General features: G+C 55.3%; 16 protein-coding genes. 6 read left to right on the top strand and 10 right to left on the bottom strand.

The genetic code is table 11. From position 1 onward, the window contains the following. Window positions 1-83: 83 nt before the first annotated feature. Window positions 84-839 (bottom strand): MBL fold metallo-hydrolase, encoded by a 756-nt coding sequence (locus AC1EKS_RS01110; RefSeq protein ID WP_481008430.1) that lies wholly within the window; start codon window positions 837-839, stop codon window positions 84-86. Window positions 840-970: 131 nt separating this feature from the next. Here AC1EKS_RS01110 and AC1EKS_RS01105 point away from each other — a divergent pair, with 131 nt between their 5' ends. Together AC1EKS_RS01105 and AC1EKS_RS01100 are read left to right on the top strand one after the other, a co-directional pair. Next, the gene (locus tag AC1EKS_RS01105; protein ID WP_481008429.1) at window positions 971-2311 is read left to right on the top strand and encodes a DUF349 domain-containing protein; all 1341 of its coding nucleotides are present in this window, start codon (window positions 971-973) and stop codon (window positions 2309-2311) included. Window positions 2312-2341: 30 nt separating this feature from the next. Further along, window positions 2342-3721 (top strand): UTP--glucose-1-phosphate uridylyltransferase, encoded by a 1380-nt coding sequence (locus AC1EKS_RS01100; protein ID WP_481008428.1) that lies wholly within the window; start codon window positions 2342-2344, stop codon window positions 3719-3721. 120 nt (window positions 3722-3841) lie between these two features. Here the strand turns inward: AC1EKS_RS01100 and AC1EKS_RS01095 are convergent, their stop codons facing one another. Next, on the bottom strand, window positions 3842-5707 hold the full coding sequence (locus AC1EKS_RS01095; RefSeq protein WP_481008427.1) for a DEAD/DEAH box helicase: 1866 nt from the start codon (window positions 5705-5707) through the stop codon (window positions 3842-3844). Between the two features lie 165 nt (window positions 5708-5872). On the opposite strand from AC1EKS_RS01095, the gene aspS reads away from it, so the two are divergent. Continuing rightward, window positions 5873-7657, top strand: a complete 1785-nt coding sequence (gene aspS, locus AC1EKS_RS01090; protein ID WP_481008426.1) for an aspartate--tRNA ligase — start codon at window positions 5873-5875, stop codon at window positions 7655-7657. A gap of 88 nt (window positions 7658-7745) precedes the next feature. Here aspS and AC1EKS_RS01085 read toward each other — a convergent pair whose 3' ends face one another. The 3 genes from AC1EKS_RS01085 to proC form a co-directional block, all read right to left on the bottom strand. Next, window positions 7746-8714 carry a bile acid:sodium symporter family protein gene (locus AC1EKS_RS01085; protein ID WP_481008425.1) on the bottom strand — a complete coding sequence of 323 codons (969 nt, stop codon included), beginning with the start codon at window positions 8712-8714 and terminating at the stop codon, window positions 7746-7748. Window positions 8715-8837: 123 nt separating this feature from the next. Beyond that, window positions 8838-9164 carry a YciI family protein gene (locus AC1EKS_RS01080; protein WP_481008424.1) on the bottom strand — a complete coding sequence of 109 codons (327 nt, stop codon included), beginning with the start codon at window positions 9162-9164 and terminating at the stop codon, window positions 8838-8840. Window positions 9165-9261: 97 nt separating this feature from the next. Continuing rightward, entirely contained in the window at window positions 9262-10077 is an 816-nt protein-coding gene (gene proC, locus AC1EKS_RS01075) for a pyrroline-5-carboxylate reductase (RefSeq protein ID WP_481008423.1), read from the bottom strand. A gap of 272 nt (window positions 10078-10349) precedes the next feature. Here proC and ileS point away from each other — a divergent pair, with 272 nt between their 5' ends. Beyond that, window positions 10350-13628 carry an isoleucine--tRNA ligase gene (gene ileS, locus AC1EKS_RS01070; RefSeq protein ID WP_481008422.1) on the top strand — a complete coding sequence of 1093 codons (3279 nt, stop codon included), beginning with the start codon at window positions 10350-10352 and terminating at the stop codon, window positions 13626-13628. An 80-nt stretch (window positions 13629-13708) separates the two neighbouring features. Here ileS and AC1EKS_RS01065 read toward each other — a convergent pair whose 3' ends face one another. The 3 genes from AC1EKS_RS01065 to AC1EKS_RS01055 are packed head-to-tail and all read right to left on the bottom strand — an operon-like array spanning window position 13709 to window position 17117. Further along, window positions 13709-14488, bottom strand: coding sequence for a DeoR/GlpR family DNA-binding transcription regulator (locus AC1EKS_RS01065; RefSeq protein WP_481008421.1), 780 nt, complete (start codon window positions 14486-14488; stop codon window positions 13709-13711). Next, window positions 14481-15527 carry an NAD(P)H-dependent glycerol-3-phosphate dehydrogenase gene (locus AC1EKS_RS01060; RefSeq protein WP_481008420.1) on the bottom strand — a complete coding sequence of 349 codons (1047 nt, stop codon included), beginning with the start codon at window positions 15525-15527 and terminating at the stop codon, window positions 14481-14483. Before AC1EKS_RS01060 ends, AC1EKS_RS01065 begins: the two co-directional genes overlap by 8 nt. Before the next feature lie 15 nt (window positions 15528-15542). After that, window positions 15543-17117 (bottom strand): xylulokinase, encoded by a 1575-nt coding sequence (locus AC1EKS_RS01055; protein WP_481008419.1) that lies wholly within the window; start codon window positions 17115-17117, stop codon window positions 15543-15545. Window positions 17118-17349: 232 nt separating this feature from the next. Between AC1EKS_RS01055 and AC1EKS_RS01050 the strand changes: the two genes are divergently transcribed. Both AC1EKS_RS01050 and AC1EKS_RS01045 read left to right on the top strand, forming a co-directional pair. Continuing rightward, on the top strand, window positions 17350-19044 hold the full coding sequence (locus AC1EKS_RS01050) for a bifunctional folylpolyglutamate synthase/dihydrofolate synthase (RefSeq protein WP_481008418.1): 1695 nt from the start codon (window positions 17350-17352) through the stop codon (window positions 19042-19044). 56 nt (window positions 19045-19100) lie between these two features. Beyond that, a complete protein-coding gene (locus AC1EKS_RS01045; RefSeq protein ID WP_481008417.1) occupies window positions 19101-20123 on the top strand; it encodes an RNase H family protein in 1023 nt (340 codons plus the stop codon). Between the two features lie 86 nt (window positions 20124-20209). On the opposite strand, the gene sucB is transcribed toward AC1EKS_RS01045, so the two are convergent. Together sucB and lpdA are read right to left on the bottom strand one after the other, a co-directional pair. Then, window positions 20210-22243 (bottom strand): 2-oxoglutarate dehydrogenase, E2 component, dihydrolipoamide succinyltransferase, encoded by a 2034-nt coding sequence (gene sucB, locus AC1EKS_RS01040; RefSeq protein WP_481008416.1) that lies wholly within the window; start codon window positions 22241-22243, stop codon window positions 20210-20212. Between the two features lie 24 nt (window positions 22244-22267). After that, window positions 22268-23635: a dihydrolipoyl dehydrogenase gene (gene lpdA / locus AC1EKS_RS01035; RefSeq protein ID WP_481008415.1), complete on the bottom strand. Its 1368-nt coding sequence runs from the start codon at window positions 23633-23635 to the stop codon at window positions 22268-22270. Between the last annotated feature and the right edge of the window lie 92 nt (window positions 23636-23727).

Raw genomic sequence — 23727 nt, 5'->3', positions numbered from 1 at the left:
AGCCTGGTTCCTGGCTAGGTCACGAACAAAGTCAGGAAAACCTGGCAAGGAAAACTAAAATTTACGGTAGCTGTGGAAAAATATTATCCCTGGTAGCGTGCCTGCGCTAAGAAGGGGTTATGGGCTTTTTCCAATCCGAAGACCGTGGAAGGGCCGTGCCCGGGCAGTAGCACCGTATCCGGGTCAATCACGTTTTGCAGGGTGCGCAAGGTATGTAGCATTTGCTGGGAGTCACCGCCGGGTAGATCGGTGCGACCTACTGAGCCGAAAAAGATTACGTCCCCGGAGAGGGCAAGTTTTTGTGGTTTTTCCTGCTTTCGCTGTGATTCTGCTAGCCAGTTATCGTAGATGTCTTGTGCTTCCTGCGCCGCGCTTCCGCTAAGGTCGCTGGCTTCAAAAAGAAATAGGGAGGATCCTTCGGTATGACCGGGGGCGGGGACTGCCCGCATAAATATTCCCGGCGCGAGTTCTACTCCTTCGCTGGTAGCAGCGGCCGGTAATTCCTGTAGATTTTCGGGTTCTTGCCAGGGCGGCAGCGAAAGTTCATGCTCGGTGCGTTCGCGAGGATCCAGTTTCTCCGGGTGAAAGCGGTACTCATCGGGAGCGGGAATATATACCGGAGCTTTACCGGCTACGGCGTGAGCATCCCAAATATGGTCCGCGTGTCCGTGGGTGCACAGCACCGCCGCAACCGTTGCCTCTAGACGAGATAGTTCCTGTTCTATCTGTTCTAAGGCTCCGTGTCCCGGGTCGACTATTAGCGCCTGGTTGCTGCCGGGAGCTAAAAACAGATAGGGATTTTCCGAATAAAAGGGGGCATAAAACTTTTCAATCCTCATAGGCTCATCTTAAAGGATGCGCGCCCTTGGTGCTTTAGCTGCTCTAGTGCATAATATGGTTAGGGAGCAATAAGCTCCGCGCGCAAGCGGCTAAGCCTAGCCGTGAAAATAACTGATTTAAGGAAAAATTAGTGACTGAACAGCCCGATACCGCTCCGAAGCCCAAACCTGTGCCCACCCCGGGAAAGATTCGTTTTCCTCGGCAAAGCAAACCGGTGGCGCCGCCACGCACCCCAGACTTTTCGGCAGCTTTGCCTTTTGGGCGCGTCGATGAAGAAGGACGCGTGTGGGTCAAGGACGGAGAAACAGAACGTCAGATTGGACAGTTTCCGGCGGAGGTCCCCGCGAACCCGCTGAATATCTATGTGCGCCGCTACCTGGATATAGCTGCTCAAGTATCGCTATTTGCCGAACGGCTCCCCAACCTTGCCGAACGTGAAATTGACCAGACTATGCAGTCTTTACGCGAACAGGTCAGGGAACCGGCTGCGGTCGGTGACCTTCCGGCGTTGCGGGAAAAAGTTGCTCAGCTGCAGGAAAAAGCGGATCAACGTAAGGAAGAGGCCGCCGCGCAGCGGGCGAAGGCAAAAGAAGAGGCTCGTAAAAACCGCGAAAAAGTGGTGGTACGAGCCGAAGACATTGCGGCGCAAGATTCTGCTCGTACCCAATGGAAACATTCGGGGCAAGAACTCAGAGACCTATTGGACGAGTGGAAACGTCTCCAGCATGCCGGGCCGCGGTTTGACCGGGCAATAGAAGATGAACTTTGGAAGCGTTTTGCAGCTGCGCGTTCGACCTTTGAAAAGAAACGTCGCGCATTCTTCACCGAGTTGGATGCCGCTCAGGCACTGGCAAAACAAGAAAAAGAAAAGCTAATCAAAGAGGCGGAGGCACTGTCGGATTCCACCAATTGGGGGGAAACTTCCCGGGCTTACCGCGATTTGATGCAGCGCTGGAAGGCCGCGGGCAGGGCATCCCGTCGCGAAGACGATGCGCTTTGGCAGCGTTTCCACCGCGCGCAGCAAAAGTTCTTTGATGCGCGTAATGCCCAGAACGAAGCGGTTAACGCCCTCGAAACCGAGAATCTTCAGAAAAAAGAAGCCCTTTTGGTGAAGGCGGAAGCCCTTAAAGAAATCACCGATGTAGAACAGCTGAAGGCGAAGTTGCGCCCGCTGCAAGAACAGTGGGACGAGATTGGGCATGTTCCGCGCGGAGATATTGATCGCGTGGAACGGCGGATGCGGGCAGTCGAAGATCACTTGCGCAGCCTAGAAGAAGAAGTTTGGCGCAAATCTAATCCGGAGACTAAAGCCCGCGCCGAAGGAATGGCCGGGCAGCTTATAGGCCTGATTGAACAGATTAAAGCAGAGATTGCTCAGGCAGAATCTGCCGGGGATAGCAAAAAAGCGGCAGAACTCAAAGAGTCGCTGGCAGCGCGTGAGGCTTGGCTAAAACAGGTAGAGTCTTTTTAGCAGCTGTTAACGTCAACAAAGAGGGTTGTGATGAGCGAAGCAGGACTAGCCCAGGCAGTTAAGAAAATGGAGGATGCTGGGGTTAGTCCCGCTGCTATTTCCGTTTTTTCTCATTACTACCGGGTGTTAGAGGGCGGACATAGCAGTTTTATCCCCGAGGAAACGATCTCCCCGCTTACTAGCGTGGATCGTCTGGAAGATAACCAGGTTACTCCCCAGCAGGCGCAGGCTGCCTTGGCTAAGACCGTAATGATTAAGCTCAATGGGGGACTGGGTACCTCCATGGGGATGGATAAGGCCAAATCTTTGTTGCCGGTGCGCGCCGGGCTCACCTTCCTAGATATTATTTGCCGGCAAGTAATGGCGGCCCGAAAGGAATATGGGGTAAGCCTGCCGTTGATTTTCATGGATTCTTTCCGTACCCAGGCAGATACTCTCGCGGAATTGCAGAATCACCCGGGGATTGAAGTTGCCGGGCTGCCCTTAGATTTCTTACAGAATCAGGAACCGAAACTGCGAGCCGATGACTTGACCCCGGTTTCTTGGGACCAGGATCCGTCCCTTGAGTGGTGTCCGCCCGGACACGGAGACATCTATACCGCACTCTATGGCTCCGGTCTGTTGGATAAACTGATCGCCGCTGGCTACCGCTATGCGATGACCTCTAACTCCGATAACTTGGGAGCCACCCCCGATGCGGAGATTGCGGGCTGGTTTGCGGCCAGTGGCGCCCCCTATGCCGCAGAGCTATGTATCCGCACCATTAATGACCGCAAGGGCGGTCATCTAGCTATCCGCAAGGCCGATGGGCAACTGATTTTACGTGACACTGCCCAGACTCCGCCGGAGCAAATGGATTACTTTACTGATGAACATCGCCATCCTTTCTTCCATACCAATAACCTCTGGTTTGACCTGGTGAAACTGCGGGATGCCCTTACAGAAAATAACGCGGTATTGGGCTTGCCCCTAATCGCTAACCACAAGACAGTTGATCCTTCTGATCCCGAAAGCCCCGCGGTGATTCAAATGGAAACCGCGATGGGGGCGGCAATAGCTTCCTTTAAGGGCGCAACCGCCATCTTGGTGCCGCGCAGCCGCTTCCTACCGGTGAAAACCACTAATGAATTGACTTTGGTGCGTTCCGATATTTACGAACTGGGCGATGACTATCACCTGCGGAAAGTCAATGACCAAGAAGTGGAAGTGGATTTAGATACTCACTTCTTTAAGAAGATCGCTGATTTTGAGGAACGTTTTTCTGCCGGGGTTCCTTCGCTGCGTGAAGCTAAGCGTTTTAAAGTTACCGGTCCCTTTACTTTTGGCAAAGATATCAAAGTTACCGGACAGGTTAACCTGGAAACTACCGAAGAAAAACAGGTTGCTGCCGGCAGTCACCTAGCTGGTTAAACCGGTTAGGCTATCGGCCAACCGCGTCCGGGTACCGCCAGGCGAAACCGTTTAAACCAAAGAAAATCGCCCAAAGTGCAGCGCCGCTTAGCTCGGGATTATCCCGGGGAAAAGATTCTTTTAGCCTCGGCGCTTGCGCTTGAAGTCGCGTTTCTTGCCACTCTTTTTACCGGGGCCTTCGTCCTCGCGGATCCGCAGGGTACGTCCCGAGACTCGGGCTTTGGCAATCTTGCGAATAGTTTCGGGGGAGAGCGGGCGCGCCATCTCTACTAAAGAGAAACTCTGCAGAATATCAATATGCCCCACATCGCCACCTTTGAGGCCGCCTTCTCCGGTAATCGCCCCCACTATAGCCCCGGGTTTAACCCGATCGCGGCGTCCTACCTCCACCCGGTAACGCATAGCGGAGCGGGACGAGAAATGACGCCGGGCGGGAGCCTTTCCGCCAGAACCTTTCCCGGAACTGCCTTCGCGGCCTTCTTCAAAACTGGCAGAGATGAAGCGTCCGAGCTCGTCGACCTTTTCCTCCCGGCGGACCCGGAATTCTAGTTTGCGTTTTTGGGGACCGAAATCCCCGCTTGCTAGTGCCAGAAGCGCGGCAGCGGCGTCGCCAATATCTATTCCTTTGGCCAATACCAAGTCTTGAATAGCGTCGTAGTAGACGCCCATTTCCCCTTTTTCGAGGCGCCGGCTAATCTGCTCGGTCATCCGATTGGCTCGGGCTTGCGCTACCTGGGCAGGCGAAGGAATAAAGACCTCCGTCATTTTTTCGCCGGTAAGCTTTTCGATTACTCGTTTACGAGGACGCTCCCGGGGGGTAAAGAACGTTAAAGAGGTCCCTTCCCGCCCGGCTCTTCCGGTACGGCCAATGCGGTGTACATAGGCCTCGGCTTCGCGCGGTACGTCATAGTTAACTACCAAACCGATGCGCTCGACATCGAGGCCGCGAGCAGCTACATCCGTGGCCACCAATACGTCTAAGGTTCCTTCGCGCAGGCGCGCCACAATCCTTTCCCGTTCCGCCTGGGCTACATCCCCGCTAATAGCAGCGGCCGAAAAACCGGCGTTTTGCAATTCCGCGCCCACCTGCTCGGCATCGATACGGGTGCGTACAAACACAATCGAAGCCGCAGCCTCACTGAGCGCGAGTACCCGGCATAAAGCCTCAGACTTAAATTTGAAAGGCACCACCGCGTAAGTCTGATTCACCGTCTCCACCGTGGAAGATTGGGGGGCGATGGAAATCTCGACCGGATCGGACAGGTGACGCTCAGCTATGCGCTTGATTGCCGGAGGCATCGTGGCCGAAAAAAGAGCACGGATGGCCTCGCGGTTAGCGCCGCTGGCAATCTGGTCCACGTCCTCGGAAAATCCCATGCGCAGCATCTCGTCTGCTTCGTCCAAGACAAAGAACTTGAGCGCCGATAGGTCCAGCTCCCCGCGCTCCATTAGATCCATAATCCGCCCGGGGGTGCCGACTACGATTTGGGCCCCCTCGCGGAGCGCCGAAATTTGCGGCCCGTAGGAGGCGCCGCCATAAACTGCCACTACCTTTAGTTTTAGTCCCCGCGCGAAGTCGGTAAGGGCGCTGGCTGATTGGGCCGCTAGCTCCCGAGTGGGTGCCAGAATCAAGGCCTGTACCTGCGCAGTTTTATCGCAGGCCGCCAAAATAGGCAGCCCGAAGGCGGCGGTCTTGCCGGTACCAGTTTGGGCGACCCCTACTACGTCGCGCCCCGCCATCAAGGGAGGAATTCCTTGTCGCTGAATCGGGGTGGGCTCGGTAAAACCCATATCCTCTAAGGTTTCTAAAATAATTTCCGGTAACCCCAGATCGGAAAAGAAGGGGGCTTCTTCGGACGAGACCTGTTCGTTAGGGGCTGCTGCTTGCGTGCTTTCGGAGCTTCCCTCGAGGTCTAGTTCACCGGTTTTAAAGTCGGGATCGTTTTCAAAAGAGGACGCACTCGCCCCCGCGGCTATTTCGCTCATATTTATGCCTGTCTGCTTAATAAGTATTCCCTTTAACGTTACCGGAGGTAGTAGCCAAGTAAATAAATGCTAGCCAGTGAATCACGACACCAAGAGCGACAGGAAATGCCGGCAATTCGCGGGGGAGGCTAAACTAATAACAGTTACATGAGGAAAGGAATAGCATTGCTCAGAACGCATGACGCGGGAAGCCTAAACCGCGACCTGGTGGGACAAACAGTAGAACTAGCGGGTTGGCTAGATCGCCGCCGCGATCATGGAGGCGTTTGCTTCATTGATTTACGTGACGCCTCCGGGGTAGCGCAGGTAGTTATCCATGACGAGAAAATCGCCCATGAGCTGCGCAGCGAATATGTTTTGCGGATTAAAGGCAAGGTGCACCCCCGCCCTGAAGGCAACGAAAACCCGGAACTGCCGACCGGCGAAATCGAGGTTTACGCCGATGAGGTTGAGGTACTAAACCCGGCGGCGGCGCTGCCTTTCCAAGTTTCGGTACACGCCGAGGACTCCGGCAAAGTAGGGGAGGACGCGCGTCTGAAATACCGTTACCTGGATTTGCGTCGACCCGAGATGGCAAACCGTTTGCGTCTGCGTTCTAAGGTATCCAAAGTCACTCGCGATACTTTGGATTCTCTGGGCTTTGTAGAGATTGAAACCCCGACTTTGACCCGTTCTACTCCCGAGGGCGCGCGGGACTTCTTAGTGCCGGCTCGTCTCGCTCCTGGCTCTTGGTATGCGCTCCCGCAGTCACCGCAGCTGTTCAAACAGCTGTTAATGGTGGCGGGAATGGAACGCTACTACCAGATCGCTCGCTGCTATCGAGACGAGGACTTCCGCGCTGATCGCCAGCCAGAGTTCACTCAGCTGGACGTAGAGATGAGCTTCGTGCGCCAAGAAGATGTTATTGAAGTGGCCGAACAGGTGCTAACGAACATCTTTAAGCTGATTGATGTCGATATCGAAACCCCGATTCCCCATATGACCTACGCCGATGTCATGGCGCGTTTTGGCACCGACAAACCGGATTTGCGTTTTGGTCTGGAACTAACTGACCTGACTGAATACTTTAAAGACACCCCCTTTAGGGTGTTTGCCAACGCCGAATATGTGGGCGCAGTGGTGATGCCGGGTGGCGCCTCCCAGCCGCGGCGTACTTTTGACAAGTGGCAAGATTGGGCGCGTTCGCGTGGCGGCAAAGGCTTAGCCTACGTAAAGGTAGAAGAGGACGGTGCCTTATCGGGGCCGGTTGCCAAGAATCTGACTGATACCGAGCGGGAAGGCCTAGCGGAGGCCACCGGAGCGAAACCGGGGGACTGTATTTTCTTTGGTGCCGGCAAGATTGATGAGGCTCGCGCCCTGCTAGGGGCAGCGCGCCTAGAAATCGGTGCCCGCTGCGAGCTGCTAGACCCGAACGAATGGAAGTTCGTGTGGGTGGTGGATGCTCCGCTGTTTAAGCCTTCGGCAGCGGCGAAAGCCGAAGGGGACGTGGCGCTGGGAGCTTCTGCTTGGACCGCAGTACACCACGCTTTTACTTCCCCTAAACCTGAATGGCTTGACCGCTTCGAGGAAGACCCGGGGAACGCCCTCGCCTATGCTTACGATATTGTGCTTAACGGTAATGAAATCGGAGGAGGTTCCATCCGTATCCATCGCCGTGACGTGCAAGAACGCATCTTTAAGGTGATGGGATTGTCAGAAGAAGAAGCCCAAGAAAAGTTCGGTTTCTTGCTGAATGCTTTCAAATATGGTGCCCCTCCGCACGGCGGGATTGCTTTCGGCTGGGACCGGATCGTGTCTTTGATGAGCCACGCGGAATCGATTCGCGATGTGATCGCTTTCCCCAAGTCCGGGGGTGGCTACGATCCGTTAACCGATGCTCCGGCTCCGATTACGCCCGAGCAGCGTAAAGAAAGCGGGGTCGACTTCGTACCGGAGGACGAAGAAGACTAACCTCGCTAAAAACCTTAATGCCGCCCCTACCTGGCTTCTAGCTGGCAGGGGCGGTTTGGTTTTGTCTTGCGCGCCCCGTTTTGTGGGTTTATGCTGGGTTGGCGGCTAAGCGGCGCGCCAATACTGCGCAGACTAGTAACTGGAATTGGTGAAACACAATCACCGGGATAGTTACTGCTGCTACCGTAGCGGGCGGGAAAATAATGGCCGCCATGGGCAACCCGGTGGCCAGGGACTTCTTAGAGCCGCACATTAGCAGCACAATCCGGTCGCGTCGCGCTAGCGATACCCAGCGTCCCAAGTTCCAGGTGAGAGTGAGCATAATGGCCAGCACCACCATGCATTGCAGCAGCAGTAGCCCCACTTGATGGGCGGAGATTTTTTGCCAAAGGCCGCCGGCGGTGGCGCCACAAACTGAGGAAGCCACAATCGCCAGGATAGTGCCGTTATCGGTGGCTTTCGTAAGGCTGCGGTGCGCATTTAGCCAGCTTCCAATAAAACGGTGAACTAGCTGTCCTAAAACAAAGGGCAGTAGCAGTTGCAGCAGCACGTTTACCACCCGCGAGGCCTCGATTCCGCTGGCTCGACCCATCACGGCAAATACTAGGGCGGGGGTAAGAATAATCCCCGCAATATTTGAGATAGTAGCCGAGCAAACTGCCCCCGCGATATTTCCTCCGGCGATCGAAGTAAAAGTAACCGAGGACTGGACGGTGGAAGGCAGCAAGGTCAGATACAAAGTTCCCAGCGCAAAGACCGGCCCCAACATTTTTATGTCTAACGGATGCATCCCTATTCCCAGCAGCGGGAAAAGTACAAAGGTAGAAAGTGCAACGGTCCCTTGCAAACGCCAGTTCTTTAATCCTTCCCAAATTTCTTTAGTAGAAAGGCGCGCCCCGTACAGGAAAAACAACAGTACGATCAGTCCGTTCCCTAGGTATCCCAGGGCGTCAACCACCACCGCAGGTACTGGAATTAAGATCCCCAGCACCAATATCACCAGAATAGAGATGATGAAAGGATCTAGGAGACTACTTAATCGCTGCTTTCCACTCATAAAACCAAGATACCCGGCAGGTTCCTAGTAGGTCTAAACGGTCTTCGAAGCGACAGGCGCGCGGCGAAAGTTAAGAACAAGTAGTGATAGTTAGGGAACAAACAGCGTTACTAGCTAGATGGTCTAGGAGTCTGCGAAAGTTCCGACTGTCGGTGACCAGTCGAGAACGGTCATGGATTTAACGATTCCGGCGTTAGCATAGGGGTCGTCTTTAAGGATTTGTTCGGCTTCCTCGGCGTCGCGAGCCAGCATAATGGTTAAAGATCCTCGCTCATCCCCGGCGGCGGTGCGCCCACTAGAAAGCACGGTGCCCAGGCTGTTTAGGCGATGCATAAAGGTACGATGCTCATCTCGCAGCTCTTTTTTACGACCCAGTAGTTCAAGATCGTAGTCGTAAAGAACTATATAAAGACACATTCCTTGATTGTCTTCGTGTCCGGGAGTAGCCATCTTTACCTCCTGTTATACACAGCGCTAGCTGAGATTAACTCTCAAAACGCTAACTATCTCTATCCTAACGCAGGTTTCGGCCTAACGCGCCAATATTTTAGGGTTTCGATAATTCCTGGTCCCGGGCAACTGCGGCGTTAACCGCCGCACGCGCCGCCGCCGAAAAACCGGCATCTTCCATCGCTAATAGGCCGGCCACTGTGGTGCCGGCAGGCGAACAAACCTGGTCCACTAGAGCCTGCGGGTTAAGACCCTGAGGTAAATTTTTGAGGACGTTAAGGGCCGAACCCGCTACTGCCTGCGCCACTATCTGGGTGGCTTCGTCTTTTTTAAAACCGTGGGCCACGCCTGCCTGGGCGAGGGCATCAATAAAACGGTAAATCCAAGCGGGAGAACACCCGGCAAGCGCGGCGTAAGCCGCAAAATGATCTTCGGGTACCAGCGCGGTTTTTCCAATGGCATCAAACATGGCGCGCACTTCCGCCAAGGCTGATTTGCTTACGTATTGGTTGGCGGCGATCCCGGACATTGACTGGTTGATTTGGGCATTTACATTCGGCATTACCCGCACTACCGGGGTTTGCCCTGGTAGATGCGCTTCAATATCCGCTAAGGGTTTCCCGGCGGCTACCGAGATCACTACCGGCTTTCCGGCGAGGGCCTCGCCTAAATCATCCAACAGGGGCGTGATCATATAGGGTTTTACCCCTAGCAGTAGGTACTGGGATTGCCGGGCTACGCTAGCAGCATCGGGGGCTACCGGCAGGGAAAACTCCTCCTCGAGGGCGCGCATCCGCTCCCGGGTGCGGTTGAACGCCAAAATCTCTTCTGCCTGCATTTGGCCGGAAGAAAGGAGGCCGCGCACAATGGCGCCTCCCATAGATCCAACCCCGATAACCCCTAACTTGACCATGCGTCCTCCTAAAGAAAGTGATTTATGCCAACTGTTCTTATCTTAGCGCGGACAAAATTTCCAGAAAAAGTTAAACCGGCTATGCTGTTGGGAAGTGGCGTCGATCCGGCTATCACCGAGGAGCCTCTGGAAGAACCCTGATTACAGGCAGTAGAACCAGACGGGTAAGCCCGTAACAGCAGTTAATGAGGCCCAAGTTTTGGGTGAAGCGGGGTGGTACCGCGAGGCTGAAAAGCCTTCGTCCCGGCACTGGCAGTAATGGCTCGAAACAGATGAGGTATAACGTGGGCTACTATCCGCGGCATAAAGATGGCGATGTTGCCGCCAATCCGTCTTTTCCCCAGTTAGAGGAACAGACCCTGAAGTATTGGAAGCAGAACGACACTTTCCGCAAGTCGATTGCCCAAAGAGAGGCCGGAGATGCGGGAAGTAACGAGTTCGTGTTCTACGACGGCCCTCCTTTTGCTAACGGTCTGCCCCACTATGGGCACTTGCTAACCGGCTATGTAAAAGACGTGGTGGGTCGCTACCAGACGATGCAAGGCCACCGGGTAGAGCGGCGTTTTGGTTGGGACACCCACGGTCTGCCGGCAGAGCTAGAGGCTGAACGTATTTTGGAGATTGAGGATAAATCCGAAATCGAAGGCCCCGGCGGTATCGGGATTGAAAAATTCAACCAGACCTGCCGGGAATCAGTGCTGCGCTACACCAAAGAGTGGGAAGAATACGTTACCCGTCAGGCACGCTGGGTGGATTTCGACAATGACTACAAGACCCTCGACGTTAGCTATATGGAGTCGGTAATCTGGGCATTTAAACAGCTCTATGATAAGGGACTGGCCTATGAGGGCTTTCGAGTATTGCCCTATTGCTGGAACGACCAGACTCCGCTGTCTAACCATGAACTGAAAATGGATGACGATATCTATCAAGATCGTCAAGACAATACCGTAACGGTGGGCTTGCGCCTGGAAACGGGAGAACTGGCGCTGGTGTGGACGACCACGCCCTGGACGCTGCCCTCAAACTTGGCAATCGCAGTCGGTCCGGAGATCACTTATGTAACCGTGCAGGTAGACGCAGATCTGGAGTCGCCGGTAGCCGGCGAGAAAGTTATTATCGCGCGCGACCTGTTGCCTGCCTACGCTAAAGAACTGGGCGAAGATCCTCTGGTCGTGGCAGAATACCCCGGTTCAGAGCTGGTAGGGCGCTCCTACGAGCCGATTTTTGACTACTACAAAGACCAGCTGGGGGAGGGGGAAACCCCGGGCGCTAAGGCCTATCACGTGCTGGCCGCGGACTTTGTGACCACTACTGACGGTACTGGTCTGGTGCACCAGGCTCCCTACGGCGAGGACGATATGATCCTGCTGACCGCCAATGGGATTAACGCGGTCACCCCGGTAAATGACGCCGGGCTATTTACCGCGGAGGTCTCTGACTACCAGGGCGTACAGATTTTTGACGCCAATAAACAGATCATTCGCGACTTCCGGCTCGGTAACGAGGACGACGAAGGCCCCTTGGCGCGCACCCCGAAAGAAAAGCGGGCAGTGCTGGTGCGCCAGCAGTCCTTCGTACACTCCTATCCGCACTGTTGGCGTTGCCGTAAACCATTGATCTATAAACCGGTTTCCTCTTGGTTTGTGAAAGTGACTGATTTCCGTGAACGGATGGTAGAGCTAAACCAGCAGATCAGCTGGGTGCCCGAGCATATTAAGGATGGACAGTTCGGTAAATGGCTGGAGGGCGCCCGCGACTGGTCGATTTCGCGTAACCGTTTTTGGGGTAGCCCTATCCCGGTGTGGAAGTCTGATGATCCGGCTTATCCGCGCGTAGATGTTTATGGTTCGCTGGCGGAACTAGAAAAAGATTTCGGGGTAGAAGTTAAAGATCTGCATCGGCCGTTTATCGATACTTTGGTGCGTCCTAACCCAGATGATCCCACCGGCAAATCTATGATGCGCCGGATTCCCGACGTGTTGGACTGCTGGTTCGATTCCGGTTCCATGCCCTATGCGCAGGTACACTATCCTTTCGAGAATCAGCAATGGTTCGAGGATCACTATCCCGGCGATTTCATCGTGGAATATATTGGGCAGACCCGCGGCTGGTTCTACGTGCTGCACGTGCTCGCGACCGCGCTTTTTGATCGGCCGGCCTTTACTTCCTGTGTTTCTCACGGGATTGTGCTCGGCGATGATGGCCGCAAAATGTCGAAGTCGCTGCGCAACTATCCGGATGTTAGCGAAGTGTTCGACACTTACGGATCGGATGCGATGCGTTGGTTCCTAATGTCCTCCCCGGTGGTGCGGGGCGGAAACCTGGTGGTAAAGGGCGAGGGAATTCGCGACACGGTTCGCCACGTGATTTTGCCGCTATGGAACATTTATTACTTCTTCGCCCTCTATGCCGGTTCTTGCAATAAAGGTGCCGGTTACCAGGCAAAAGCCTTGGATCTGGGTGACCCACAAGTGGTTGCGAACCTGGGAGTAATGGATCGCTATCTCTTGGCACGCACCCGCAAGCTCGCTCTAAACGTCAAGGAGCTACTGGATAGCTACGATATTCCGGGGGCTTGCGAAGCGATAAATGAACATCTGGATTTGATGACTAACTGGTATGTGCGTACCTCCCGGGATCGTTTCTGGAATGAGGAGGCCGCCGCCTACGACACTCTCTACACCTGCTTAGAGGTCTTGATGCGGGTGATGGCACCGCTAGCTCCGCTAGTGACCGAGGAAATTTGGCGAGGACTGACCGGGGGAGAGTCGGTACATCTTTGCGATTACCCGGTGCTTCCGGACACAGTTGATGATCCTGCTTTGGTATCCGCTATGGATATGGTGCGGGAAGTGGTTTCAGCGGCGCATTCATTGCGCAAGACCCACAGCCTGCGGGTACGTCAGCCGCTGCAGTCCCTAACGGTAGTGGATGACGATAGCCAGCAGCTGGCAGATTTCTCGGAATTGATCGCTGGGGAAGTCAATGTCAAGCAGGTAGTGTTGCAGGTTTCTAGCGAGTCGGGACTGCAGCTGCAGCGGCAACTGAAGCTGAATCCGAAAGCCTTCGCACCGGAGATCCGCAAAGCTACCTCCCAGCTGTTTAAGGCTCAAAAAACTGGGCAGTGGCGCGAAGAGGGCGAAACGGTTGTCTTCCCCGAGGTAGTAGTTAACGGCGAACCGGTTTCCTTAAGCGGTGACCAGTTCTCGCTGTCTACCGCGGTTGAAGTTGAAGAAGGACAGGTGGCCACGGTCCTGGGTGAAGGGGCAGTGGTGGTACTCGATACCGAAATCACCCCGGAGCTAGAGGCCGAAGGCTATGCCCGCGATCTGGTGCGCTCCATCCAAGATGAGCGTAAAGCCCAGGATCTGCATGTTTCTGACCGTATTGAGTTGGTGCTGGAAGTCCCGGCAGACCGAGTGACCAGTGTCAAGGCTTATGCGCAGATGATCGCGCACGAAGTGTTGGCTACGGACCTTAAAGTCCAGGTCGGCTCGGACGATGCGTTGAAGATCAAGATTGCCGCGGTGCATCCGGTAACCGCATAAAGCATTAACGTACCAAAAAGTTTCCGCCGGCAACCTGGGGTTGCCGGCGGAAGACTATCTGGTGCCAAGCTTTGCGGGCGTTAATCGGTAGTAAGTATTTTCAGGCCGCTATCTGCTAGCTCGCTGCGTTCCCGCTTCCCGGTGGCGCTATCGATAATCGCAGTATCGAAGTCGGTCAAGGGACCTACTTTAAACAGGGCCGAGCGGCGAAACTTGGAAGCATCTGCCACCAGGATTTTACGCCGCGAGGCGGCCAGCATGGCGCGTTTAAATTTGGCTACCTGCTGATCGGGGTGGAAGCAATAGCCATGATTGATAGCGGTGGCTGACATGATGCAAACATCAATGTTTAACTGACTGACTGCGAGTTCAGTTAAATCCCCGAAGTAAGCATCTGCCCAGGTCTCGTAGGTTCCTCCCAGCAAGATTAGGCGTATTCCCTTTTGGTGGCGCACCCGTTGCGCGAGAAACTCGGCATTGGTAATCACGGTGAGCGGAGCCAGGGATTCCAGGCTTTCCACTAGGGGCAAATTGGTAGAGGAATCATCTAATGCCAGTGACATGCCGCTGCGTAAAAAATTGCGAGATAGCCGGGCAATCTCGGATTTAATTGCCTCATTAGTCGCTATCCGCAGGCGCGCCGAGGCTTCCAATATCGAAGACTCAACCGCGGTTATTTCTTTCCGGTCTAGTTGCACTAAACCGCTCTTTTCTAACTCGGCAATATCGCGGTAGACCGTCATTTCCGAGACTGAAAGCTTTCTTGCCAGCTCTTCTACGCGTGCCGAACCGCCTCGCGCCACCTGCTGCAAAATCAGCTGCTGACGCGAGGCGGGAGTGGATTTAGGGCTCTCAGGCACGAGGTAGCACGGCTTTCGCCACTACGTCCTTAACCGACAGACCCTCCGATTCTAGGATCTGGTTAACTGCTGCCAGCAGCGGCAGTTGATCCTTAATCTCGGCGGCGTGTTGCTCCACAAACTTGGCGGCTAAGCCGGCTGCGGGAACCCCCTCGACGGTTTGCTCGAGGCGATCCATTTCCGCCAGTGCCTCTTTGGGTTTTTCTCCCCGTCCCAGACGCACCCCGTAGACCTTATTGCGACCCGAAAGGCCAGTAACTTCTAGGTCACCGACTCCCGGCAGGCCGAAAGCAGTCTCCATCTTGGCCCCTTGCGACTGCCCCAACAGGGACATTTCTTTGACCGCCTGGGTGAAAGTGGCTGCTTTCAGGTTGTGGTGGGGAATCCCGGTGCCTTCTTCTAGGCCATCAGCGATCCCCAGCGCAATCGCATACACGTTCTTCATCGGGGCGCAAATCTCCACCCCGACTTCGTCGTCGCTGTATTCGATGGCGTAGTTTTCGGTCGATGCCTCTTTGGCATATTTCTTGGCTACCGCCAGATCCTTACAACCAAAGATGGTGGCGGTGGGCTTGCGGGCGGCGCATTCATTGGCTTTAACCGGACCGGCAATCGCCACGATTGGGGGCAGCTTCTCGTAGCCATTTTCTTTGGCAATCCGGCGAATCGCGGTAGGTAGCTGCTCAATAATTCCCTTTTCATCGGGGCAGAAACCTTTAGAGGTTAGCCAGATGGCATCGGCTTTAGCCATTCCTGCCAGCGCCATCTCGGTAATCTTGGGTACCCCGACAGAGGCCACCGACATGACTACCACGTTAGCGCCCTCCAGGGCTGCTTCTAGCTGGTCGCAGCGATAAGTTTTTACCCCTTTAGCCAAGGGCTCGTTGGTGCGCGGATGGGGTTTCCCGGCCTCGACTGCATCGAGTAGATGATCATCTAGCCAAGTTCCCCACAGGCGCACCTCCCAGCCCGCATCGGCAACCGGGGTACAAAGGGCAGAGCCCATAGCGCCTGCACCTAGAACAGTAATAACACTCATTATTTCTCTTTTCTTTTATAGCTCGGCCGCTGGGGACTCGGGCCTAGTGGATGGATACTTGCGTGACAAGTTATGTAAATCTTCGAAAATGTCTTTCAGGCGCGGATAGAGTTTGCGCTGCACGTCGGCTACCTCCTGGTAGCGCCGGTGGAGCTCCATATTCGGTTCAATAGTATCGCCATAGTGCGCCATCTTCCCCGCGGCAATGGCCACGTCATTGTTTCCGAAGACCCCGGTGGAGGCCATAGCCAGTACCGCGGCACCCAGTGCGGAGATTTCATCTTCGAGGCAAACGGTGATCGGCAAGCCGGTGCAGTCCGACATGATCTGTCGCCACAGCATCGAGCGAGTTCCCCCGCCCATGGCGCGCAATCCTTCGAGTTTGACTCCGGTACCCTTTTCAATCGAATCCAGGTTCAAACGCATTTCGAAGCCGATCGACTCCAAAATGGAACGATACATGTGGGCACGCGAATGGGTGCCCCGCCAGCCAACTACTGCGCCGCGAGCTACCGAATCCCAGTAGGGGCTTTGTACCGCATTCCAATACGGCAAGGTAATCAGGCCTTCACAGCCTGGCGGAATCTGGGACGCAGCTTCATCAAGGGCAGGATCCGGCTCGCCTAATAGTTTGGGATCGCCAAGCGCTTCCCTAAACCAACCCGCCAGGTAGGATCCGGAGGATTGCAACACTTCGAATACATAGTTCCCAGGAATTCCGGAAACGTGGGTGCGGAATACCGGGTCATAGCGATAATCGGGGGATTCTACGCCGGCATTCACCGCGGTACCCAGGTTGAGGAACGCTATTTCGGGGCTGGTAGCGGCGGCACCAATACCGGCGGCTTGTCCGTCACCAAGTCCGGCAATAATCGGGATTTCTTTGATTCCCCATTCGGCTGCTAGATCGGGCAGCAGGGTTCCCATCGGTTTAGACGGTTCCACCAGGTCGGCCATTTGCTCGCGGGTGACTCCGGCGATCTCTAAAAGTTCAGGAGCGTAGTCACGTTTTTGGACATCGAAAAGACCTAGCGAATCGGTAGCGGCTTGCGAGGATACCCATTTTCCGGTTAGGCGGAAGGCAATATAGCCATGGACTTCTACAACTTTGTAAGCGTTCTTGAAAACTTCGGGTTCGTGTTCTTTAACCCAGGCCATCTTGTACAGACCGGGGGTCACTCCTGCCGGTTTACCGGAGAGTTGATGAATATGGTCATTTCCGTATTTACGGATCTGGTCAGTGGCGCGGCCATCTAGCCACAAAATCCCGTTACGCAGGGGGCGACCATCTTTGTCAAAGGGGGCGAAAGATTCGCGTTGATGGGTAATGCCGATGGCGGCGACTCGCTCGCGATCCTTGGCGCTAATCTTGGATAACACTTCACCAATTACGGCATAAACACTTTCCCACCAGCGCAAAGGATTATGTTCATAGTGATCCATAGCCGGGGTGTGTAACTGAATATTGCGCTTGGCAGTATGCCAAACATTACCGGCGGCATCTACCAAAATGGCTTTGGAAGAAGTAGTAGAAGAGTCGATCGCTACTACCAGGGGGCCTTCGGATAAGCGTTGCTGTTCTTTCGTCATATTTTGCATTCTCCTTCGAATGTGGAAGCCGACAATTCAAGCGTAACCGAGAAATAGTGAGAATACAACAGTTTATCTGTTTTATTTATCAATATTTCTGTTAAATAGCTGGTTTTAAAAGATTCTCGCCCTTTTGGGAGGCTCGAAATTAGCACCTGGCTGGGCGAAAGGTTTGCAAACTTGGGAGGGTAGGCGCGCCCTAAGTAGGATATGAGCTGAAAAGGGGGATCATGTGAATACGCAAGACGATCAAGGACGGCAGGTTAATCCGTACGAAGAGATTGCTAAACAAGCGCAGGAGGGCGGCGCCGGGATTGATCCCGATTTGCTGCCTTATCTTGCGGAAGCGGATCGCGAAGAACGTATAGATTTGCCGATCAGTGCGGCTTCTGATGAGGAAATTGACGCGGATCGCCTCCGCGAAGTCTTGCAGGCGGGGGGAATCGCTTTGCCGAGCGAAATAGCAGACCTTCCGGCAGGCGCGGATGAAGTCGGAGAAAAAGACGACCAGGCAGATTCCGCCGGGCAGGCAGGGGGGTCTTCATCAGTTTCTGATGAAGCCTTGCAAGCAGATTTTGAAGTGGCCCAGGTCTATGCCCAGATTCTCACCCGGCGCCCAGAACACAATATTTCGCCCACTAAGGATCGCATAGTGCGCGCCCTCGACTATCTTTCTGATCCGCAGCTGTCTTACCCCAGTTTGCATATTGCCGGTACCAATGGGAAAACCTCCACCGCGCGGATTGCCGACAGTCTGCTGAGTGCCCAAGGGCTGCGGGTAGGACGCTTTACCTCCCCGCACTTGGTGAGCGTACGGGAGCGGATATCTATTGATGGCGAACCTATCAGCACCCAGGGATTTTTGCAGGCTAATCAGGATGTAGAACCGATTATTGCCCTCGCCGATAAAGAGGGCGAAGCCGCGGGACAAGGGCGTCTTTCCTTTTTTGAATATCTCACCGCATTAGCTTTCCAAGCTTTTGCTTCCGCACCTATCGAGGTAGGCGTGATCGAGGTAGGGATGGGAGGACGCTGGGATTCCACCAATGTTCTCGATAGCGCGGTACAGGTAATCTGCCCGATTTCTTTTGACCATGAAAAATGGTTGGGCAATACCCTCGCGAAAATTGCCAAAGAAAAGGCGGGGATTATCCGGCCGGGTGCCACGGTTATTTGTGGTCCCCAGCCAGCGGAGGCCTTAGAGGTTATTCGCGAAGCCTGCCGGGAAAAGGATGCAACTTTGCGTCTGTTCGGGGAAGATATTCAGGTGAGGGACCAGAAAATGGCGGTCGGGGGACAGATGTTTACCCTCACCACGCCGCCGGCCACCTATGAAGACCTGTATTTGCCACTTTTTGGCAGCCACCAAGCCGTAAACGCGGCCTTGGCAATTGCTGCGGTAGAGGCGCTAGGGGCGGGCAAACCCCTATCAGAGGAAGTCTTAGCCACCGGTCTTAATGCGGTGCGCTCTCCGGGACGCTTAGAGGTATTGGGAGGATCGCCCACGATCATTGTCGATGCGGCCCACAATCCGGCGGGGGCAGCGGCGCTGCGGGCAGGGATAGAGGATGCGTTCGGTTTCCAAAAAATCGTGGGCGTTTTTTCCGCGATGAGCGACAAAAATGTAGAGGGGATTCTCGCCGAGATGGAACCGCTGCTAGATGCGATTGTAGTTACTCCGATGGAGGGGGAACGGGCTATGGAAGCGGTGGAATTGGCTAAAATCGGAGCCGATGTTTTCGGTTCGGAACAAACGTTTGCGGCTCCCAATCTTTTGGACGCAGTCGACCAGGCGGTTTCGCTAACCGAAGAAGGCGATTTGCCTGCCGATGCGGTCGGGATCGTGATTTTTGGTTCGGTTGTGTTAGCGGGACAGGCGCGCCAGCTGCTTTCCGGGCGGCTAGAACGGCAAAACCCTTCCCAGTAATGCCAAACGCAGGCAACTAGTGAGCAATCTCTGCATAAATGTGAAAAGATGTTCCCGTGACTTTAATCGTTGCGGTCGACGCCTATATGCTTGCCGATGCCAACCTAGTGGGTTGGGCATGGGTGATCGACCAGGATAATTGGGCGTGCGGATGCGTGGAAGATTCCGCGTCGGTCTCGCAGGCCCAATTTCGGGCGATATTTTCATTTGTGCGACGCTCGCACCAGATTCACGAGCCACTAATTATTTATACTTCCTCCGAATATGTAGCGGCGGTGCTGCAAACTTGGCGGCACCAGTGGCGCAGCAATAACTGGCGCAAACTTGATGGGATGCCGGTTACTGATCTATCCCTGATCCGTAATATCGATCGCTATCTAGCTGGGAAATCTTTGCAGGTAATATGTGCCGGCTCTAAGGAGCAAGAAATATTGCTACAGGCCCATATTTATGCCCGGGAAGCGGCCCTGGCACACCGGGATGGGCAAGAGGCCAAGCTGGGTCCCGGTCTTAACCAAGAGCTGGTCGGTAAGCTTCGCGGGCAAAAATCGAAGCAGCTAAAGGTAAGTGAAACACAGTTATTGCCAACTAAGGACTCGATTCCCGACAACGTAACCGAGTTTCCTCACCAGGTGCAGTCTAGGGAGTCGCTAACTTCCCTGGAAAGCCGGCCGCATTCGGGCCCCGTCGGGGTAGGTGGGCTCGGTTCTCCCGCGCGGGGCGCAGCTGCCAATTTGCGTCCTATCACTCAGGTAGTTAGGGATGAGGATCTGCGTTTTCAACAGTATTGTGCCAGTGCCGACCGGGTACAGATCCGGGAAATGATGCATCCGGAGTTTATGTCGATCGGGGAATTAGGGGTCCCAATTTCAAGTACGGAGGCGGCGGCGCTGCTAGCGGAAGATCCGCCTTCGCCCTCGGAAGTTGAGGTACGTGCACTGGGTCCCCACACCGCCCAAGTGATTTATTTTGATTCCACTTTGGTGCAGTCTTGGATTTGGACGCGCTACCAAAATAACCAGGCTCGGCTGATTTTCCAGCAGATTACTAAGCGTCCCGCAGATATTTTCGGCATGTAAGCTCTAAAAATATTGTTGGTGGCTCCGGAAACTCCGGAGCCACCAACTTATTTAGCGTTATTGAATTGTGTCAGTAGTTAAGAGATTTACAGCCCGACTTCGGCGGAGAAATCCCCTTCTTCCAGGCGCTTCTTTACCGCAGTGAGGTAACGAGCTGCATCCGCACCGTCGATTAGACGGTGGTCATAGGACAGCGCCAGGTACACCAGGGAACGCACCGCGATAGTGTCGTTACCTTCGGAGTCTTTCACTACCATCGGCCGGCGCACAATCGTGCCGAGCCCCAAAATCGCTTCCTCGGGGTAGTTAACTACCGGAGTATCGAAGAGGGCGCCGCGCGAGCCGGTGTTGGTAATCGAGAAGGTACCGCCAGACATTTCATCGATACTGATGGAACCGTCGCGAACTTTCGCCGCCAGCTCGTTGATCTTGCGGGCAATAGCCGCGATCGTCAGGTCGCCACAGTTCTTGATTACCGGAACCATCAGACCCTTCTCCGAGTCCACCGCAATCCCCACGTTCTCGTGATCGAAGTAGGTGACCTCGTTGGTTTCGTCATTTACCCGCGAGTTGATCTTCGGGTGCGCCTTGAGGGCTTCTACTGCCGCTTTCACGAAGAAGGGCAAGAACGACAACTTGGTGCCTTCCCGCTGGGCGAAAGAGTCCTTTGCGCGCGCCCGCAGGTTCGCGATCCGGGTAACGTCTACCTCTACTACCGTGGTTAGCTGGGCGGTAGAAGCCAGCGAGTTCATCATGTGCTTGGCGATGGTCTGGCGCATCCGGGAAAGTTTCTCGGTCTTGCCACGTTCTTGCGCCGGCTCGACCGAGGGTAGCGGAGCCGCGGGAGCTGCCGGAGCAGCAGGCGCCGGGGTTTGCGCTTTCTGCGCAGCCGCCAGCACATCCTCGCGCCGGATCCGTCCGCCTACGCCACTGCCGGTCAAGGTAGAAATATCTACGCCCTTTTCCCGCGCCAACTTGCGCACGATCGGAGTAACATATCCGCCCCCTACTTGCTTTGCTGCCTGTGGTTTTTCTGCCGGCTTCGGGCTCGGAGCCGCAGCTGGAGGCGTCGGCGCTGCCGGAGCCTTGGGTGCTGCGGGTTCGGGAGCAGGCGGTGCTGCTGGAGCCTTAGGAGAGGCCGGTGCTGCTGGAGCCTTAGGAGCGGCCGGGGCTGCTGGAGCCTTAGGAGCTGGGGGAGCAGCCGGCGCTTTAGGCGCGACCGGAGCATTCTCGGCGGGGGGTACTACCTGTCCCTGTACGGTCATAGTTCCCGGATAGCCCGTGTGTACCTGCGGGTATGCCCACTGTACTACGTGATGGTCACCCTCGCGTTTAATCGAGGAGGGGATACCGGCACCCGGAAGTTCCTCCGGGTTTTCTGGCAGGCTGGGAGCTGGGGGAGCGGCCGGCATTTTGGGGGCAGCCGGCGCCGCCGGAGTTTCTTCAGCGGCCGGGGCTGCCGGGGCGCTAGTGGCCGCCGGAGCAGCTGCGCCCTCGCCTACGCGGCAAAGCACCGTACCTACATCTACGGTTTCATCCTCTTGTACCAAAATTTCGGTGAGTACCCCGGCTATCGGGGAAGGCACCTCAGAATCAACCTTGTCGGTAGAGACCTCTAGCAGGGGTTCGTCTACTTCTACTTTGTCGCCGACTTTCTTTAGCCAGCGAGAAACTGTACCTTCGGTTACCGATTCGCCTAGGGCCGGCATTTCTACGCCTTGTCCGCCCCCTGCCGGGGCTGCGCTAGCAGCCGGGGCAGCCGGGGTTTCCGGGGCTGCCGGGGTCTCCGGAACCGGCGGAACTGCCGGAACCGCGGGAGGAGCGGGAGTTTCTTCAGCGGCCGGGGCTGCCGGAGTAGAAGGCGCTGCCGAGCCGGCTTCACTAGCTTCACCTACCCGGCAAACTACCGTGCCTACGTCCACAGTTTCGTCCTCTTCCACTAGGATCTCGGTGATTACTCCCGCGATCGGAGAAGGAACTTCAGAGTCAACCTTGTCGGTGGAAACCTCCAGTAAGGGTTCGTCTACTTCTACTTTGTCGCCGACCTTCTTTAGCCAGCGAGAAACTGTACCTTCGGTTACCGATTCGCCCAGAGCGGGCATCTCAATATCTTGTGCCATGTTCTTAATCTACCTTTCTGGACTTTAGGAATGCAGGGGTTTGCCGGCAAGCGCCATCGCGGCCTCGCCAACTGCTTCGTCTTGAGTGGGGTGGGTGTGAACCAGCGCTGCCACATCTTCGGGGAAGGCCTCCCAGTTAACCATCAACTGGCCTTCACCAACCAGTTCGCCAACTCGTTTGCCGAGGGCGTGGAAGCCTACAATCGGGCCATCCTTTTGCGCCACCAATTTGATAATCCCGCCGGTGCCCAGGATCTGGGATTTGCCGTTACCAGCCAGGTTATATTCGCTGACTTTCACCCCGTCCTTGCCGAACTTTTCTTCCGCCTGCGCCTGAGTTAAACCAACCGAGGCGATCTCGGGTTCGCAGAATGTCACCCGGGGAATATTGGGTTCTACCAGCGGCTGGGGATTAAGCCCGCCTAGGTATTCGGCTAGGAAGATACCTTGGGCGAAACCGCGATGCGCCAGTTGCAGGCCGGGAACAATATCGCCAACTGCATATACGCCGGGAACATTAGTCATTAAGTGTTCATCTACCGGGACAAAGCCGCGATCAATGTTTACCCCGATTTCTTCAAATCCCATATCTTTGGTGCGGGGGCCGCGCCCTACTGCCACCAGCAATACGTCAGCATCGAAAGTATCTCCGGCCTGGGTTTTAACCTGCACCGAGTTACCGGTTTGGGTAACCGAATCAAACATAGTGCCGGTCTTAAAGGCGATCCCGCGGCTGCGGAATGCCCGCTCTAGACCCTTAGAAACGGAGGCGTCCTCGTTATTAGCTAAATGGGGTAGCCCCTCAATCACGGTTACTTCGCTGCCCAAGGAAGCCCAGAGGCTGGCGAATTCGATTCCAATAACCCCGCCGCCTAGTACCACTGCCTTGTTTGGTACCCAATCGAGCTGCAATGCCTGATCGGAGGTGATTACCCGCCCCTCGATATTGAGACCGGGAAGAGACTTGGAATACGAGCCGGTAGCCAGTACCAGGTTCTTGCCCTGGTAGGTTTCCGAGCCCACCTGGACGGTATTTGGGCTGACAACCCGACCCCATCCTTGGATGTAGTCGATCTTGCGGGATTTCACCAGGCCCTGTAGTCCCTTGTGGAGGCGGGAAATGGTCTTGTCGCGGAAGCGGCCAACCTCTTGCATGTCAACGCCGTCAAAACTGGCGTTAACCCCCAGGCGAGAGGCTTCTTTAATGGCATCAACTGTTTCTGCCACGTGCAGCATCGCCTTGGTGGGGATGCAGCCCCGGTGGAGGCAGGTGCCGCCCACTTTGTCTCCCTCGATGAGGGCGACTTTCATCCCCAGTTGAGAAGCGCGCAGAGCGGTTGCGTATCCACCGCTGCCCGCGCCCAAGACTACAACGTCATAGGTGCTCGTCATTGTGATGTTCTCCTTGATAAAATCACGGCTATGTCTGGCTATGACCTGGCGGGCACTAACCCCAAAAGGGATATCGCCCCTACCGCTGGTTT

Source organism: Varibaculum sp. C0165D1, from assembly GCF_056590355.1.
Note: the sequence above shows the minus strand (reverse complement) of the source record. Positions and strands in the feature narration are given on the sequence as shown.